Origin of the sequence: Bacillus sp. MRMR6 (genome assembly GCF_001940785.1) — a bacterium.
Taxonomy (GTDB): Bacteria; Bacillota; Bacilli; order Bacillales; family Cytobacillaceae; genus Neobacillus.
Window position 1 is genome coordinate 115,227 of sequence record NZ_MSLS01000003.1, and the last position, 16,955, is coordinate 132,181.

The window sequence follows — 16,955 nt, forward strand, 5'->3', positions numbered from 1 at the left end:
CCTGTCCTTTTAAAAACATACTAGTATTTACGATTTCGAGTTCTCACCCTCTTCATGTTTCCTTTTCCCGTTTCATGCGGGCGTTCATTCATTTTCCACCACGGAACGCGGATAAAGATATCTTTAAGGTTGTTATAATGAAATGGGGCAACAGGTGCAAAATAAGGAACACCAAACGAACGAAGCTGAACGAGGTGAACCATTACAAAGAAAACTCCAAGGAGAATACCATAAAAACCAAGCGTCCCCGCGAGAAAAATCATAAAAAAGCGAAGGAGGCGAATCGCACCTGTTAGAGGGTAACTAGGAAACATAAACGAGGCAATCCCTGTTGTTGCTACTACAATGACTAGTGGTGCGGAAACAATTCCAGCCTCAACAGCTGCCTGACCAATTACCAACGCTCCGACTATACTTACGGTCGAGCCAATCGGTTTTGGCAGACGCAACCCCGCTTCCCTTAACGCCTCAAAGGTTATTTCCATTAATAATGCTTCAACCACCGCTGGAAAGGGCACCTTTTCCCTGGAGGCAGCGACACTAAATATTAGATTAGTTGGCAATAATTCATGATGGAAGGTGGTCACCGCAATATAAATAGCAGGAAATAATAAAGCAACTAATAAAAATAAATATCTAATCATCCTTATAAACGAAGTCATAATAAATCTTCCATAATAATCCTCTGGAGAACTCATCATCTCAAAAAAAGTGATAGGCACTATAAGTGCAAAAGGACTATTTTCAACGATAATCCCTACTTTTCCTTCAAGAAGATTACCTACTACCCGATCCGGCCGTTCTGTCTGCAGCACTTGAGGAAACAGTGAAAATGGATGATCCTCAATAAACTCAACAATATACCCACTATCCTCAATCGCATCGATATCAATTCGCTTTAATCGGCTTCGAACTTCCTCGATAATTGACGGCTGTGCGATATCTTCAAGATATGCAATGACTACTTCCGTTTTAGAAAGGGTTCCAATCTTCATATATTCAAATTTCAATTTAGTTGTTTTTATCCGTCTTCGAATCATACTTATGTTCGTTCCGATATTTTCAGTAAAACCTTCTCTTGGACCTATGACAACAGCTTCAGACACTGGTTCATCTACTGAACGCTCTTCCCATGACTGTTCGCTTATAATAAGTGCTTTTTTAAAGCCATTCAATAGTAATATCGTTCCGCCTGACAAAATTTCGTCAATCACATCCTGGAATGTTTCCCCTTGAGCAATTTGAGCTGAGCTTAGCACAGCTGTGATCTGATCAATACTTTGTTTCGAAAGCTTTTGTAATTCCTCTCCATTGCTTAACAAAGGCTTGATTACATGTGATTCCATTCTTTCTACATTCACCAAGCCGCTAAGGTATAAAATGACAGCAGAGTGAACAGAGTTGATTTCAAGCTCCCGATAAGCAAAATCCCCAGCCCCTTCAAAAAGCTGTTTTATCTTTGTAAAGTCATCAACAAGGATGCCCGATAATCCATCATTTTCATTACTAACCTGAATTTCAACCCGATTATAGGTTTTATTATTTGCCGCAAATTTTAATATCCGCTTTAAAATTCTCAATGGCCGCACCACCCTATAGATGACCCAATTTTTTACGAATAAAAGCAATACAAAGAAACAAGATTGGCATGATAATTTGTAAAACGGTATGAATATATGGAACATAATATTTAAAGCCAATTTCTATATGTTCCACAAAACTAGATGCGCTTAAAAGTGATAATGGAGTAATAATCGTCCCTAATGCAATTAGCACCGATCGAGTCTGCCTAAGCTTCAGCAATTGCGATATTCCCACTGCAGCTCCAAAAAAAAATGCACCTAACTTAAAAAAAACACCTGCGACCATCATTAATATAATAAGTGCATCAAACCGTTCTAGAAAATCAGCTACAGAAACCATTTGAGTGGCTGCAAGAAGTGAAAAAATATCCCTACTGTATATTTCTGGTCCTAATACAGAAATCATCATAATGGAGTTGACGGTTAAGAGAATACCACCTATGAGAATGATCGATATTCCTACCTTTCTGACATATTTCTTATCATTTAGATATGGAAAGAACATCATGATCACGATGGTTTCTCCAAATGGGAAATTAATTGCACTAGGAATGGCTTCCTTCAAAACTGGCTTTAACCCATTTCCTAAAATAGGTGTAAGGTTATCCACATTAAATTGATCAACACTAAATAGAAGAATCCAAATGAGAATAAGCGATAAAATATAGATGGGAAAGACGATTTCCGCCATTCGGCCAAACGTTTCGACACCGCCTATCAAACAATAAATCATCAGTACCATAAAGCTTGCGATTACCACAAAGATTGGCGTTTCAAACAATATCGTCGTGACAATAAGGTGGCCTAATTCCCTAACCGCTCTAGCAGCAGAATAGGTAAAATGTAAAATATACAGCAATATGACAGGATAGGAAAGAAACTTCCCAATAATCTTAGGAAGCATCTGAACAAGTGAATCACCTGGTAAGTAGCCAGATAATTGGGTATAGACAACCATTAATATCAAACTAGATAACATACCGATTAAGATAAAGATCCATGCATCCTGCTTCGAATCTAAGCCTAGTCCTAAAATAATGGCAGTCCCTAATACATATCCAGCCATTAAGTAAAAAAGTTGGAGTGCACTTATCTTTTCCGTATTCATCCTTAATTCACCCTCAATTTAGCAAACATCTACCTCCGTTTACTATTTTCCAATAAGTAACAGACTATACACATTGAGGGAATCTAGTGAAAATAAATGGTCTCAACTGCCTCCTAACTCGTTTTATCAGTCAACCCTGTACACAAATACAATCATCCGAACAACAACAAAAAACCCTTGCGACGCGAGGGTCTTCATATTGTTGAAGGAAATTATTCAGAGTCGCTGCTCATATCGATATCAATGAAAAAGTTTACTTTATTTGCAAGGAGATAGTACAAAGAATAATGTACTGCTCTACCATGATCATCCATGATTGTCTTTTTGATTTGAATGACAGGTTCCATTCTGGATACTTCAAGGAGCTTACTAATATCCTGAGGAGGGAGAATAATCTCCATTTCCTTTCGCGCCTTGCCGAACTTGATTCCATAATCGTTATTGATCACTTTAAAGGTGGAAACATTATCTTTTATTTTCTCAGATATGTCTGGATAAATATCGCAAGGCAAATAGGCATAGTCAACACTAAATACATTGTTTCTGTCCCTAATTAATCGAACAAGCTTTACCACTTCAAATGGCTCATCACGGTTAAAGTGCTGCATCAGTTCACTGTCAGCGGTTTCAATTTGATTCACTAACACTTCCTTCGAGAAGTTGCCTTCTCCAGCTGATAACCCTTCGGAATAGCCTAACAAATTGAGAATATGAATCTTTTGTTTCGTGCTTTTGACAAAGGTGCCCTTGCCATGGATAATTTCAATAATCCCTTCACTAGCCAGTTCCTTTAATGCCCGTCTGATTGTGATTCGACTCGTGTTGAACGTTTCACATAATTCCTTCTCATTCGGAAGCTTCTGACCCGCAACGATTTTTCCACTTGTAATCATTTCCATAATACCGTGCTTTACCTGATCGTATAAAAATACTGGACTCTCTGTTTCAACGGATTTTTCCTTATTCATAATTTACCTCTTCTAAAATTATTCTGTTATAAGTAATTATAATAAGAAAACAATTCTAAAACTAGTTCTCTAAGAAAAATAACAGCCTAAAGGCTATTATTCCAACTCCTTCGGATAACCGAATCCGCCATAAAACCCGCAAGTAATACTTGCTTGTTTCGCTGCAAAATCTAATGCCTCCGTCATGGCTTTTCCATCATAGAAAGCTGTCAAAAATCCAGCAATAAAACTGTCTCCCGCTCCCATTGTATCAACGATTTCAGTTTCATACACTTCTTGATAAAACCTTTCACCTTGATGGATAAAAAGGGCAGGCTTTGATCCTCTTGTAATCCCGATGGTTTCCAGATTATATTTTTCTAATTCCGCTACTAAATTCTCCAGCTCCTCATCACTTAAATGAGCCCCCGAGAAAAATCCGTTCGTGATATACGGGCAAACTTTACTGAGATAGGCGGCATTGTATTTATCCGAAAAATCAAAGGATACCTTACTATACTGCCCCAAACCTGGAAGTTCTTCCTCCATTGATGAATAACAGCTAGAATGGCAGACATCAAACCCTTTAATAAATTCATAGTCCTCAGGAGTTAGTTTTAATTTTAAGATATGCTGAACTGTATTCTTGGGGCCGCCTACAAATACACGATCCCCAGCAGCCGTCAGATTCACACGCGGCTGGCCGCTAATTCCTTCCGCCACCCGTGACCGGTTGTAAGGAATGCCTTCCAGCTCAAGGACGCTTTTTAAATGGGCGGCTTTTTCGTCAGTGGCAAAAATCCCAATATAACTGACATCCTCCGCCCCTGAACGCTTACAATTTACAGCCACATTGACACAGTTGCCTCCAGGGTAATATTTCCCCTGATCCAAATAACAATCTACCACATTATCTCCTATTGCAATAATTTTCAATATGCTCATCCTTTCTTTACCCTTTTACAGAACCTTCAGATAGTCCTTGAACTAAATACTTTTGCAAGAAAATGAGCAGCGCGATCATTGGAAGCGACGCTAGAACCATCCCCGCAAGCAATACGCCCCAGTCTGTCCGTAAGGCATCTCTAAAGTTCATTAATCCTGATGGAATTGTTTTCAATGACTCTGAATCAATAAAGATTGTTGCAAATAAGAACTCATTCCAAGCAAAGAAAGCAGTTAATACCACAGTTGTCAGTAAAATAGGCATGGACATTGGCAAATAGATTCTTCGATAAATACCGAACTCTGTACATCCATCAATAATCGCCGACTCTTCCAGTTCTTTTGGAATACTTAAAAAATATCCTCTTAAAAGCAGAATCGTCAACGGCAGTCTATACGCGATATACGTCAGGATTAACGCCCAATGAGTATTGATTAAATCCAATGAAGTAAGGATATTAAACAATGGAATTAAGGCAACCTGGGGATTCATCATCATCCCGCCAATGGTAAAAATTAGTGCAATGTCAATCCATCTTGTTCGATATCTAGCCAATACAAATGCCGCCATTGAACCAATAATTAGGACCGCAATAATCGTTATTCCAGTAACAAACGTGCTATTCACAAAATAACCGGAAATCCCTTTTGACCAGGCCAATGCGTAGTTTTCAACAATCCAAGTGCTTGGTAAGCCCCACACATCATTAAAGATTTCCTTATAGCTTTTCATAGAAGAGATAACCATCCAAAAAAGCGGGTAAAGGATGACCATGGCAAAAGCAGCTAACATTAACATGATTAAATATTGGCTGAACCCAATTTTCCGAAGTTTCCGAGAGGTTTTTATGATCTGCTCCATGTTATTCATCCTTTCCCGTGCGAGACAGTTTAATTTGAATAAGTGCTAGAATCGCTGTCAGAAGAAAGATAATAATCGCGAGGGTGGACGCATAGCCCATGTTATCTTTCACAAAACCAGTCTGATACATATGTACAGACAAAACGGTTGAACTGAAGCCCGGTCCGCCATTCGTCAGAATATACGGTTCATTAAAAACGAGCATCGACCCGGTGACCGTAATTAAGGTGTTAACAAAAATAGCTTCTCTTACTTGTGGGACGGTAATGCTAAAAAACTTTCTAACCCTTCCAGCCCCATCTATATCAGCAGCTTCGTAAAGCTCTTTCGGAATTTTCTGAATCGCAACGATAAATAAAAGCATAACAAACCCGATACTATGCCATTGTGACATCGCAATGACCGCATAAATGGCTGTCTTTGAATTGCCTAGCCAAACCTCTTTCAGGTTTTCTAGTCCAACTAGTTCTAGGAAACTATTTAATAGTCCCATTTGCGGGTTATATACAAACCCAAAAAGCAATGCAACAACAGAAATAGAAATCATAACTGGCATAAAGTAAACGACCCTAAGGAAAGGGGCTACTCTTCTAAGTAATTTATCTTCTAATATATAAGCTAACACCAGTGCAAATCCCACCTGTAGTACAACAGATACGATCGCGTACTTAACATTATTGAACAGTGCAACAGTTACTACTTTATCGGTTAATAAGATTTTAAAGTTGTCCAAACCAACAAACGTCTTTGTTTGAGAGAAAACAGAGAAATCGAAGAAGCTATTGTAAAAATTTTGTATAAGCGGAATATAGACAAATACGAGCAGCAAGGCGATGCTCGGCAATAAGAACAGTACAGGGATAATATTAAACTTCCTTCTATACATTGACCCCACCCCCTAATATTTTTCACTTGTTTGGTAGTTTTCCCAAGACTCGGGGAACAAAGTCCTCGAATCTTGGAAAGGGGAATTCATATTCTATTTTTTCAAACGTTTCGCTTCAGCTTGAACTTCCTTCATGATTTCTTCAGGAGTTGTTTGTTCATTTGCTAATGTCTGTCCGCCTCTCATGAATATATCGGCAATATTGATATTAACAGCATTATCAAACCATGGTGTCGTCGCAGAAGCATTTGTTACGATTTCGTAGGCTTCTAATCTAGCAGGAGAAGTATTGCCCTCATCTACAGCACCCTGGACTGCATTCAATTGTCCGTCTGTTTTTGTAAAGTCGTACGCAGTTTCTTCTGATGCTAAGAACTTCAAGAAATCGATTGCTTCTTTTGGAGCATTTTTGCTTAACATCCATCCTTCAGGTGCCCCAGTAAGTGCTCCAGAATCACCTTTTCCTCCTTCAATTTCAGGGAAGTTAAAGAATCCGAAATTTTCCATCCCTTGATCTTCTACCATTTTGACTTCAGCAAATTGCATGTAAACAATTGGAGCGTCACCACTAGCAAACATATTTCTTGCTGCCTCATGGTCAATGGCCGTTGAGAGATCTCCCATGTAATCGGTAAGCTCTTGGAAGATTTCTAATCCTTTAATATAGCCTGGATCGGTAAACTCACCAGTCGCCACACTATAATCTTTTTCTAATACAGCAGGATCGACAACCCTTTGGAAGATCGTTCCCATATAGTGAGAAATGGCCCAAGCATTTGTTAAACCCTCTACTAATGGAGTTTCGTAACCAGCATCCTGCAGCTTATCTAATACTGAGATAAATTCCTTATAGGTTTTAGGCGCTTCAAGATTATTTTTCTTGAAAATTTCCTTATTATAGAAGAATGCTTTTCCGTCAACCGTAAATGGTACACCATACGTTTTTTCATCAAATGTAAACCCGGCAAACTGAGACTGAATGAATTTTCCTGACCATTCTGTATCCTCAGCTAAAATATCATTTAACTCCATAATACGACCAGATGATACAAGATTTTCAGCGAATGAGTTAGACCAAGATGAGAAAATATGAGGAAGATCATCGTTTGAAACGAGTACCCTAATTTTCTCTTTGTAAGAATCGTTCAGAACAGAGTCAACGTTAATTTTTACATTTGGATTAGCTTCCATGTACTCTTTGATTTTCTCGTTATAGAAAGATTTTCGCGGTTCATTCGGCCATCTATGGAAGAAATTAATTTCTACTACATCTTTATCTTTATCGGATGGTTTTTTTTCCTCGTTGCCCGCAGAAGATGAACATGCTGTTAACGCCAATAAAAGAACTGTCATGAAAATTGCTAGTAATTTTTTCATCTTTTCACTCCCTTTTCAACATTCTGAATATTATTATTATAATAATAAAATGGGGTGCGTTCAATTAGGTGTTTTTGTCAAAAGTGTGGAGTAGATAAACCTTCAACTGAACTATGTCCACTTGTCAATCGTATTCTCTAAGTATACTAGAAAACCTTTCTTAAAATCTAGCCTTATTGAGTGAATAATCTGGCAAATTAATATTCCATTTTCCACATATAACGTCTTACGGATAGCGGGTGACCTGTGTGCTCAGCTAATCCGTCAGCATATTGACGTAATACTACACCGGCAAGCGCTGGACCAAAGTATTCTTTAAGGTCTTCGTCAATTCCTGTGTAATCCAATTCTGCGATATCCACAACTTCGACTTTTTTGCTGTATTTTTGTGCAAAATTAATCGCTCTTTCATCTAACGGGCGAGTCGCTCCTTCTCCTTTAATAATGAGGAATGGAACATCAAAGTCCGTTGCTTCAAATGGCCCGTGGAAGTACTCACCAGTATGAATCGCATTAGAGTGGATCCATAACATTTCCATTAACAAACAGCTTGTGAACGAATATGCCTGGTGGTAGTAAGCACCGCTACCCATTGTATAGATCAATTTATCGCGCTTATACTCACTGCCAAATTGGAATGCACGGTCATAAGTCAATTTTCTGTTTGATTCAAAAAGAGTTTCTAAATTATTTAATTGAGTTAATACTCTTTCGTATTTTTCATTAGGTGAAACCGCATTCAATAGATTAAAAATTAAGCTGTAATAAATACCAGTTTCTCCGTCAATCGCATCTGAGCCATCCTTATAGTTATAATGAACTGTATACTCAGCTTCCTGACAAAGTGGAGATTCAACTTCCATAGAGATCGCAATCGTAACTGCACCCTTTTCTCGGGCAAATTTAGCTGCTTCAACCGTTTCTGGAGTAGTTCCTGAATGTGAACGAAGAATCACAACACTCCCTTCACCTAGTCCCGGTGGGTTCACATGAATAAATTCATTTGAAGTGTAAACTCTGCTTGGAATCTCAATTTCTCTGTTTAAGAAATAATCGCCAGTACCAAGAGATGCCATTGAACCTCCACATGCTACAAAATAAACATTCTTCACTTCTGTTGCTTTAACTGCATTAATAACAGCTGCTATTTGGTTAACGTGTTCAGTTTTCATATACTTTACCCCCAAATGTAATATGACCTCATATAACATCATATGATGTCTTACTGAGAATTATATAACCTTGTATGATATATGTCAAACACTTTTAAAAATTCTGTTAATTATTTTTTCGACAAAGAACTCCCCTGCCGCTCCTAATAAAAAAAAACCCTTATTTCATATAAGGGTTTACTCCAATAACGCAATTACTTTTTCTAAATCGTCACAAATCCTAAAAGCCATTTCTTCTATTTCGATCGTCGGCTCAATCAAATCCGGAACCAACACACAACGTATACCAGCGGCACTTGCTGCCTTCAGCCCATTTAATGAGTCTTCCAAGACTAAGGCAGACTCTACCGGCTCTCCGGCAATCTTACATGCTTCTAAAAAAATGTCCGGATATGGCTTTCCATTCTTCACTTCATTTCCACTAATATAAAAATCAAATCGGTCCTCAAGTCCCGTCTGCTTCAAATATGCCGCTATCGTCTCCCGTGAACTTGAGGAAGCAATGCATTTCTTCATACGCCGCCCATCAATTGCATCTAGCAATTGTTTTACCCCTGGCTTAATACCAATACCCTCATCCGTTAAAATCCGCCTAAACCCTTCGCGATACTCTTCAATGACTTCTTCGTAAGGAAACTTTCCTTCATACATCTTTTCCAAAGCATCACGTGACTTCCCGTGCGGCAGCCCAATTAATTGTTTATAGTTCTCTATCGTAAAGGTAAAGTGTCTCCTTTCACTCGCTTCCTTCAAGGCACGAAACGAGGGCCTTTCCGTATCAAACAACAGGCCGTCCATATCAAAGATTACTAACTTCATTTCATTTCACCTCAACGATTTTAATCTCACATATATCTTTTTAAATATATAACATCATAATACGTTATGTGTCAATTCAAGAGTTTTTATTATTCTTACAAGAGAAGAAGATTTATGTATCCAAAAAACACAAAAACCCCCGCAAAGCGGGGGTTGAGTCATATAATTATCTTCCTTGCGATACGGTAAGACGGTTGATGGCGCGTTGCAGAGCTAGCTCGGCACGTTTGAAGTCGGTATCTTCTTGGCGCGAATCGCGTAGACGCTGCTCGGCACGTTCCTTTGCACGAAGTGCGCGTTCCAAATCGATATCGCTTGATCTCTCAGCTGCTTGAGCGAGAATCGTCACTTGATCAGGACGAACTTCGAGGAAACCGCCGCTTACAGCAACAAGATCCTGCTCCTTGCCGCCTTTTTTGAGGCGTACAACCCCAATTGCTAGCGGAGCAACCATTGGAATATGACCGGCCAAAATACCTAATTCACCACTTTGAGCCTTCGTGCTGACCATCTCTACATCTGATTCATACACAGGGCCATCGGGAGTAACAATATTGACTTTAAATGTCTTCATTTTTTACCCTCCTGACAGGCTTAGGCCTCTACACCCATGCGTTTTGCACTTTCAATCACGTCATCAATACGGCCGACAAGACGGAATGCATCTTCTGGAAGGTGGTCATACTTACCTTCAAGGATTTCCTTGAAACCTTTAACCGTTTCTTTAACAGGAACATAAGATCCTGCTTGGCCAGTAAACTGTTCAGCAACGTGGAAGTTTTGTGATAAAAAGAACTGGACACGACGCGCACGGTGTACAACTAACTTATCTTCATCAGAAAGTTCGTCCATACCTAGAATCGCAATGATATCCTGAAGTTCACGGTAACGCTGTAAAGTTGATTGAACTTGACGCGCTATATTGTAGTGCTCTTCGCCTACGATTTCAGGTGACAATGCACGTGAAGTCGAAGCAAGTGGATCCACCGCAGGGTAGATACCCATCTCAGATAGCTTACGCTCAAGGTTTGTTGTTGCATCTAAGTGAGCGAATGTTGTAGCCGGAGCCGGATCCGTATAGTCATCGGCTGGTACGTAAATCGCTTGGATTGATGTAACAGAACCAACGTTAGTAGAGGTAATACGCTCTTGTAATTTACCCATTTCCGTTGCAAGCGTTGGCTGGTAACCTACGGCAGAAGGCATACGGCCAAGTAGCGCGGAAACCTCAGAACCTGCTTGCGTAAAACGGAAGATGTTATCCATGAAGAAAAGAACGTCCTGTCCTTGCTCATCACGGAAATATTCAGCCATTGTCAAACCAGTCAAAGCAACACGCATACGTGCGCCTGGCGGCTCGTTCATTTGTCCGAATACCATCGCTGTTTGCTTGATAACGCCTGAGTCAGTCATTTCGTGGTAAAGGTCGTTACCCTCACGAGTACGCTCACCTACACCAGCGAAAACGGAAATACCGCTGTGCTCTTGGGCGATGTTATTAATTAATTCCTGGATTAAAACCGTTTTACCTACACCGGCACCACCGAATAGACCGATCTTACCACCCTTAATGTAAGGAGCAAGTAAGTCTACTACTTTAATACCTGTTTCAAGGATCTCAACCTCAGTTGAAAGATGTTCAAACGTTGGTGCTTCACGGTGAATCGAGTCACGGCGGGCACTAGCTGGAATCTCTTCTTTAAGGTCAATCGCTTCACCTAATACGTTGAAAACACGACCAAGAGTCGGCTCACCAACAGGTACAGAGATTGGTAAACCAGTATCAACTACTTCTAAACCACGCACCAATCCGTCAGTCGTAGACATCGCGATTGTACGAACAGTATCATCACCTAAATGAAGGGCTACTTCAAGGGTTAAGTTGATGTCAACTTCTGATTGATTCTGCGCTTTAAAATCAACTTTTAATGCATTATAGATCGCAGGCAATTGACCGTTTTCAAACTTAATGTCAACAACCGGACCCATAATCTGAAGAACGCGTCCTTTGTTCATCGTTTTCCCTCCTAACTTACTTGCCGTTTGAAAATAGCTTTGCCTAAATCTTTTTTCTAAAAAAGAACCTAGTAACAGCTCCGGCTATTTTCTTACGCTTCAAAACGGAGTCGGGACACCCGAAATGGTTCCCTCGTCCACACTCTATCAAGGTCCCTGAAACAGGGTACATTTTTTTAAAAAAAGTTTGCCGCCGTGAGGTCGCGCCTAGGCAAGGGGCTTCCGCTTTTCTTTGTCCAGCTGCAGCGCCTAGGGGCTCGGGTCATAAGCCATTCCGTCACGGAGGTTAAAGAACAACCTCCTTGACGGCTCGTCTTATGCCGGTCGCCCCTGGACAAGGCGCTTCCGCTTTTCTATTCTAGTGCTGCCGCACCGCCTACGATCTCGGTGATTTCTTGTGTGATCGCTGCTTGACGGGCACGGTTGTAGCTTAGTGTATAGCTGCGGATTAGTTCTTTTGCGTTATCGGTTGCGTTTCTCATTGCTGTCATTCGGGCCGCGTGCTCGCTTGCCTTGCTGTCTAATAGAGCGCCAAAAATTAAGCTCTCAGCATATTGCGGCAGGAGAACTTCGAGAATTTCTTCTGCAGATGGCTCGAACTCATACGCAGTAAGCTTTGAAGAGGTGCTGATGTCCGTTAATGGAAGCAGCTTCTTCTCGGTTACTTCTTGAGAGATTGCACTGATGTAGTGGCTGTAATATACATATAGTTCATCGAATGTTCCGTCTGAGAACATGCCTACGGTGCTTGAGGTAATGTCTTTAATGCTGTCAAAGCTTGGCTGATCTGAGACCCCGACGATTTCGAGAACTACATTCATACCGCGCTTAACAAAAAAGTCACGTGCCACACGACCGATTGCAATGATCGCGAATTCATCATTCGATTTGTGACGGCTTTGGATTGTTTGATGGACACGACGGATGACGTTACTGTTAAATGCACCAGCAAGTCCGCGGTCTGAGGTCATAACAATATAGCCCGTTTTCTTTACAGGACGAGCTTGAAGCATAGGATGGATCACGTCTTTACTGCCGATTGCGATCGATGCAGTCACTTCCTGGATTTTCTCCATGTAAGGCACGAATGATTTTGCATTCATGACTCCGCGGTTCCACTTAGCGGCGGACGTCATTTCCATTGCTTTCGTAATTTGACTCGTCTTTTTTGTCGAAGTTATACGTTGTTTTATATCGCGTAATGATGCCATAGGTTCTCACCACCCTCATTCAAAGAATGTCAGGTTTGGGGTGTGTTAGCACCCCTCGCCGTCATTTTCAATTGTCAGACCCTACTTATTCGGAAACTGCAAACGTCTTTTTGAAGTCGTTAATTGCAGCAGCCATATCTTCATCAGAAGGAAGATCCTTCGTTTTTGTAATATGGTCTAACAAGTCTTTGCGATTGTGGTCTAACCAATTAAGGTATTCTGATTCAAAACGGCGAACATCTTCCAATGGAATATCGTCGATGAAGCCGCGTGTAAGTGCATAAAGAACGGCTACTTGCTTTTCAACAGCAAGCGGCTTGTGAAGGTCCTGCTTAAGTACTTCAACTGTACGAGCTCCACGGTTAAGTTTTGCTTGTGTTGCTTTATCAAGGTCAGAACCGAACTGAGCGAATGCTTCTAATTCACGGTATGATGCAAGGTCAAGACGTAGTGTACCTGATACCTTTTTCATCGCCTTGATTTGCGCGGATCCACCTACACGAGATACGGATAGACCTGCGTTGATCGCTGGACGAACACCGGAGAAGAAAAGATCTGATTGTAAGAAAATTTGTCCATCAGTGATACTAATAACGTTTGTTGGGATATAAGCAGAAACGTCACCTGCTTGTGTTTCAATGAAAGGTAATGCTGTGATTGAACCAGCACCTAACGAGTCATTAATTTTTGCAGCACGCTCGAGCAACCGGCTGTGCAAGTAGAATACATCCCCTGGATATGCTTCACGACCTGGAGGACGACGAAGTAATAGGGAAAGCTCACGGTATGCAGCCGCTTGTTTAGAAAGATCATCATAGACGATTAGGACGTGCTTGCCGTCGTACATGAATTCTTCCGCCATTGTAACACCCGCATATGGAGCAAGGAATAACAATGGAGCTGGCTGTGAAGCAGATGCCGTAACAACGATTGAGTACTCTAACGCGCCATGCTTACGAAGAGTTTCAACTGCGTTACGTACTGTTGATTCTTTTTGTCCGATTGCAACATAGATACAGATCATGTTTTGACCTTTTTGGTTCAAGATTGTATCGATTGCAACAGATGTTTTACCTGTTTGACGGTCACCGATGATTAACTCACGCTGACCACGTCCGATTGGCACTAATGCGTCAATCGCTTTGATACCCGTTTGTAATGGCTCATGAACGGATTTACGAGCCATAACGCCAGGAGCAACTGCCTCAACTGGGCGAGTTTTAGTTGCATTGATTGGTCCCATACCATCAACTGGTTGTCCTAATGAGTTTACAACACGGCCGATAAGCTGTTCACCTACTGGAACCTCCATGATGCGTCCTGTACGGCGAACCTCGCCACCTTCTTTAATATCAGTGAAAGGTCCTAAAATGATAATACCGACGTTATTTTCTTCAAGGTTTTGTGCCATACCCATAACGCCGTTAGAAAATTCAACAAGTTCTCCAGCCATGACATTGTCTAGGCCATGAACACGAGCGATACCGTCACCAACGGAGATAACCGTACCAACATCACTCACTTGAATTTCTGCCTGATAGTTTTCAATTTGCTTTTTTATCAGGGCACTGATTTCTTCAGCTTTGATGCTCATGAGTTTCACCCCTATCTACAATACTTAACATTCTTTTTCGCTACATGCGACTTTGAGAATTGTCCAGCGCAAGGCGCCTAGTGGCTCGGGTCATATGCTCAATCCGTCAAGAAGGTTAAAAAGCAACCTTCATGCCAGCTTGTCTTATGCCTGTTGCCCCCGGCTTTTCGTTTTAGCTTAACAATTTACGTTCTAGACGGTCTAGCTTACCGCGTAATGAGCCGTCATATATACGGTTTCCGATGCGGAGCTTAACGCCTCCAAGCAGTTCGGAATCAACGATATTTTCAATTCTTAATGACTTCTTCCCAACCTTCGCTGCAAATGTAGCAGAGATGGCGTCGCGCTCAGCGTCAGTTAACTCACGTATGCTGTATACTTTTGCTTCTGCAATACCCATTTCTTCATTTGCAAGCTCAAAAAATTGGTTAGCCACTTCCACGATTTCATCTTCGCGGTGGCGGTCGATTAGGATTAAAAGTGTGTTCAGCACGTATGCACTTACAGTTCCAAAGGATGCACGGATTACCTCTTTTTTCTTCTCTAATGAGAGTTTGGAAGATTTTAATACCGCATTTAGGTCTTTGTTGTAATGCACAACTTCTCTAACTACACGAAGTTCTTCTTCTACTACTCCAAGAAGATTCTGTTCCTTTGCGATTCGAAAAAGAGCCAACGCGTAGCGTTTTGCTACCATCGAGTTGCTCATCGCTCTTCTCCTGCCTCATGAATATATTCGTTAATCAGTTTCTCTTGGTCTGCTGCACTCAATTCTTTTTCAATTACTTTAGAGGCAATTAGGACAGACAATGAAGCCACTTGCTCACGAATAGCGGCAACCGCTTTTTCTTTTTGTTGATCAATTTCAAGCTTCGCACTTTCTTTGATGCGCTCAGCTTCTGAACGTGCAAGCGCAATGATTTCATCACGTTGAACGTCGCCTTGCTTTCTAGCGCCTTCAATTAAAGTTTGTGCTTCAGTACGCGCTTCTTTTAAAAGACTGCGCTGTTCTTCTAGCAACTTTTTAGCTTCTTGACGGCTATTTTCTGCTGCAGTAATTTCATTAGAAACATGTTCTTCCCGCTGTTTCATGATGCCCATTAATGGTCCCCATGCGAATTTCTTTAATAGAACCATTAAAACGATAAACATAACAAGCTGGAAAACAATATCTCCCCAGTTTACACCAGAGTGAGCTGCTGCAGCACCTAATACTAAACTATTTGATAACACCCGCGATTCACTCCCTTCAAGGACTTTCCCTTAAAACAACATGTATATCAGTCGAAATAATTGTCGGAATTAATCGTTTATGTCTAGCTCCAGCGCCTAGTGGCTCGGGTCAACTATGTTCAATAGTGGACATAAACGAATGGCGAAGGTTCTCACGAATGATCTTCGCCATTGTTAATGAACGATTTTGTCGTTCGATTATTGACCTTGAACCATGAACGCGATAACAACCGCGATGATTGGAATCGCCTCAACTAACGCAACCCCGATGAACATTGTAGTTTGAAGCATACCACGAGCTTCTGGCTGACGCGCGATACCTTCTACTGTTTTTGATACGATCAGACCGTTACCAATACCTGCACCTAGTGCTGCTAAACCAATTGCAATTGCTGCTGCTATAAGACCCATTTGAAAATTTCCTCCTTTAATGTATGAAAAAATAAATTTTTATTTTTGTTCAAAATTTGAACAGGGTATATCTTAATGGTCATGACTCACTTTGTGAGACAAGTATACCATTGTTAACATTACAAAAATAAATGATTGAATGGCGCCGACAAAGAGCGAGAAGCCTTGCCATACTAACATAGGTAGTGCTGCGGCTAACGTACCGGCTACGCCAGTTGCTAAGCCAGCTGCGAGTAAGCTTAATAAAATTTCACCCGCGTAGATGTTCCCGTATAGACGGAGACCTAACGTCAGAGTGTTCGCAAACTCTTCAATAATCTTAATCGGGAACATAAACCAGAACGGTTTGAAGAATTCCCTTCCATATGCTGCTGTACCCTTTGACTTTACACCATAATAATGAGATAGACCCACGATTAAGGTTGCTAAAGTCAATGTTACGGCCGGATCGGCTGTCGGTGATTTCCACCATAGCACGCCGTCGACAACAATAGAGAAAGGCAGCCCCAGCATATTTGCTACGAATATATACATGATGATGGTAATTCCAAGTACATGGAACCTTCCTCCATCTTTCCAATCCATCGTACTGTTGATGATGTTCTTTACGAAATCCATAACCCATTCCATGAAGTTTTGCATTCCAGTCGGTTTCATCGCCAGACTACGAGTAGATAGGAGGGCAATCAAAAAGACAATTCCAGTTGCTACGGTAATCATCAAGACGTTTGCCAAGTTAAATTGGAGCCCAAGAAATGTTACTATTGGAGCTTCGTGATGCAACGTATTCA

At 41.0% G+C, this 16,955-nt stretch carries 17 protein-coding genes; all 17 read right to left on the reverse strand.

The window, feature by feature from the left end; genetic code table 11:
• Nucleotides 1–20: 20 nt before the first annotated feature.
• Complete coding sequence (locus BTR25_RS04805) at nucleotides 21–1,580, reverse strand: spore germination protein (protein ID WP_075686689.1); 1,560 nt, start codon at nucleotides 1,578–1,580, stop codon at nucleotides 21–23.
• A 13-nt stretch (nucleotides 1,581–1,593) separates the two neighbouring features.
• On the reverse strand, nucleotides 1,594–2,691 hold the full coding sequence (locus tag BTR25_RS04810; protein ID WP_075686691.1) for a GerAB/ArcD/ProY family transporter: 1,098 nt from the start codon (nucleotides 2,689–2,691) through the stop codon (nucleotides 1,594–1,596).
• Nucleotides 2,692–2,903: 212 nt separating this feature from the next.
• Nucleotides 2,904–3,659: a GntR family transcriptional regulator gene (locus BTR25_RS04815; RefSeq protein ID WP_075686693.1), complete on the reverse strand. Its 756-nt coding sequence runs from the start codon at nucleotides 3,657–3,659 to the stop codon at nucleotides 2,904–2,906.
• Nucleotides 3,660–3,755: 96 nt separating this feature from the next.
• Nucleotides 3,756–4,583 carry a PfkB family carbohydrate kinase gene (locus tag BTR25_RS04820; protein WP_368482969.1) on the reverse strand — a complete coding sequence of 276 codons (828 nt, stop codon included), beginning with the start codon at nucleotides 4,581–4,583 and terminating at the stop codon, nucleotides 3,756–3,758.
• Between the two features lie 7 nt (nucleotides 4,584–4,590).
• Nucleotides 4,591–5,445 carry a carbohydrate ABC transporter permease gene (locus BTR25_RS04825; RefSeq protein WP_075686697.1) on the reverse strand — a complete coding sequence of 285 codons (855 nt, stop codon included), beginning with the start codon at nucleotides 5,443–5,445 and terminating at the stop codon, nucleotides 4,591–4,593.
• A gap of 1 nt (nucleotide 5,446) precedes the next feature.
• Nucleotides 5,447–6,331 carry a carbohydrate ABC transporter permease gene (locus tag BTR25_RS04830; protein WP_075686699.1) on the reverse strand — a complete coding sequence of 295 codons (885 nt, stop codon included), beginning with the start codon at nucleotides 6,329–6,331 and terminating at the stop codon, nucleotides 5,447–5,449.
• A gap of 93 nt (nucleotides 6,332–6,424) precedes the next feature.
• A complete protein-coding gene (locus BTR25_RS04835; RefSeq protein WP_075686701.1) occupies nucleotides 6,425–7,708 on the reverse strand; it encodes an ABC transporter substrate-binding protein in 1,284 nt (427 codons plus the stop codon).
• 197 nt (nucleotides 7,709–7,905) lie between these two features.
• Complete coding sequence (locus BTR25_RS04840; RefSeq protein WP_075686703.1) at nucleotides 7,906–8,880, reverse strand: SIS domain-containing protein; 975 nt, start codon at nucleotides 8,878–8,880, stop codon at nucleotides 7,906–7,908.
• 177 nt (nucleotides 8,881–9,057) lie between these two features.
• Nucleotides 9,058–9,699, reverse strand: a complete 642-nt coding sequence (locus BTR25_RS04845) for an HAD family hydrolase (RefSeq protein ID WP_075686705.1) — start codon at nucleotides 9,697–9,699, stop codon at nucleotides 9,058–9,060.
• A gap of 166 nt (nucleotides 9,700–9,865) precedes the next feature.
• Entirely contained in the window at nucleotides 9,866–10,273 is a 408-nt protein-coding gene (locus BTR25_RS04850) for a F0F1 ATP synthase subunit epsilon (protein ID WP_075686706.1), read from the reverse strand.
• A 20-nt stretch (nucleotides 10,274–10,293) separates the two neighbouring features.
• The gene (atpD, locus tag BTR25_RS04855) at nucleotides 10,294–11,715 is read right to left on the reverse strand and encodes a F0F1 ATP synthase subunit beta (protein ID WP_075686708.1); all 1,422 of its coding nucleotides are present in this window, start codon (nucleotides 11,713–11,715) and stop codon (nucleotides 10,294–10,296) included.
• 353 nt (nucleotides 11,716–12,068) lie between these two features.
• Nucleotides 12,069–12,926 carry an ATP synthase F1 subunit gamma gene (gene atpG / locus BTR25_RS04860; protein ID WP_075686710.1) on the reverse strand — a complete coding sequence of 286 codons (858 nt, stop codon included), beginning with the start codon at nucleotides 12,924–12,926 and terminating at the stop codon, nucleotides 12,069–12,071.
• Nucleotides 12,927–13,011: 85 nt separating this feature from the next.
• Nucleotides 13,012–14,520: a F0F1 ATP synthase subunit alpha gene (gene atpA / locus BTR25_RS04865; RefSeq protein WP_075686712.1), complete on the reverse strand. Its 1,509-nt coding sequence runs from the start codon at nucleotides 14,518–14,520 to the stop codon at nucleotides 13,012–13,014.
• 172 nt (nucleotides 14,521–14,692) lie between these two features.
• Nucleotides 14,693–15,229 carry a F0F1 ATP synthase subunit delta gene (locus BTR25_RS04870; protein ID WP_075686714.1) on the reverse strand — a complete coding sequence of 179 codons (537 nt, stop codon included), beginning with the start codon at nucleotides 15,227–15,229 and terminating at the stop codon, nucleotides 14,693–14,695.
• Nucleotides 15,226–15,753 (reverse strand): F0F1 ATP synthase subunit B, encoded by a 528-nt coding sequence (locus tag BTR25_RS04875; protein ID WP_075686716.1) that lies wholly within the window; start codon nucleotides 15,751–15,753, stop codon nucleotides 15,226–15,228. The genes BTR25_RS04870 and BTR25_RS04875 overlap by 4 nt, the downstream gene beginning before the upstream one ends.
• Before the next feature lie 198 nt (nucleotides 15,754–15,951).
• Nucleotides 15,952–16,164 carry a F0F1 ATP synthase subunit C gene (gene atpE / locus BTR25_RS04880; protein WP_059171849.1) on the reverse strand — a complete coding sequence of 71 codons (213 nt, stop codon included), beginning with the start codon at nucleotides 16,162–16,164 and terminating at the stop codon, nucleotides 15,952–15,954.
• Nucleotides 16,165–16,236: 72 nt separating this feature from the next.
• Nucleotides 16,237–16,947 (reverse strand): F0F1 ATP synthase subunit A, encoded by a 711-nt coding sequence (gene atpB / locus BTR25_RS04885; protein WP_075686718.1) that lies wholly within the window; start codon nucleotides 16,945–16,947, stop codon nucleotides 16,237–16,239.
• Nucleotides 16,948–16,955: the final 8 nt, after the last annotated feature.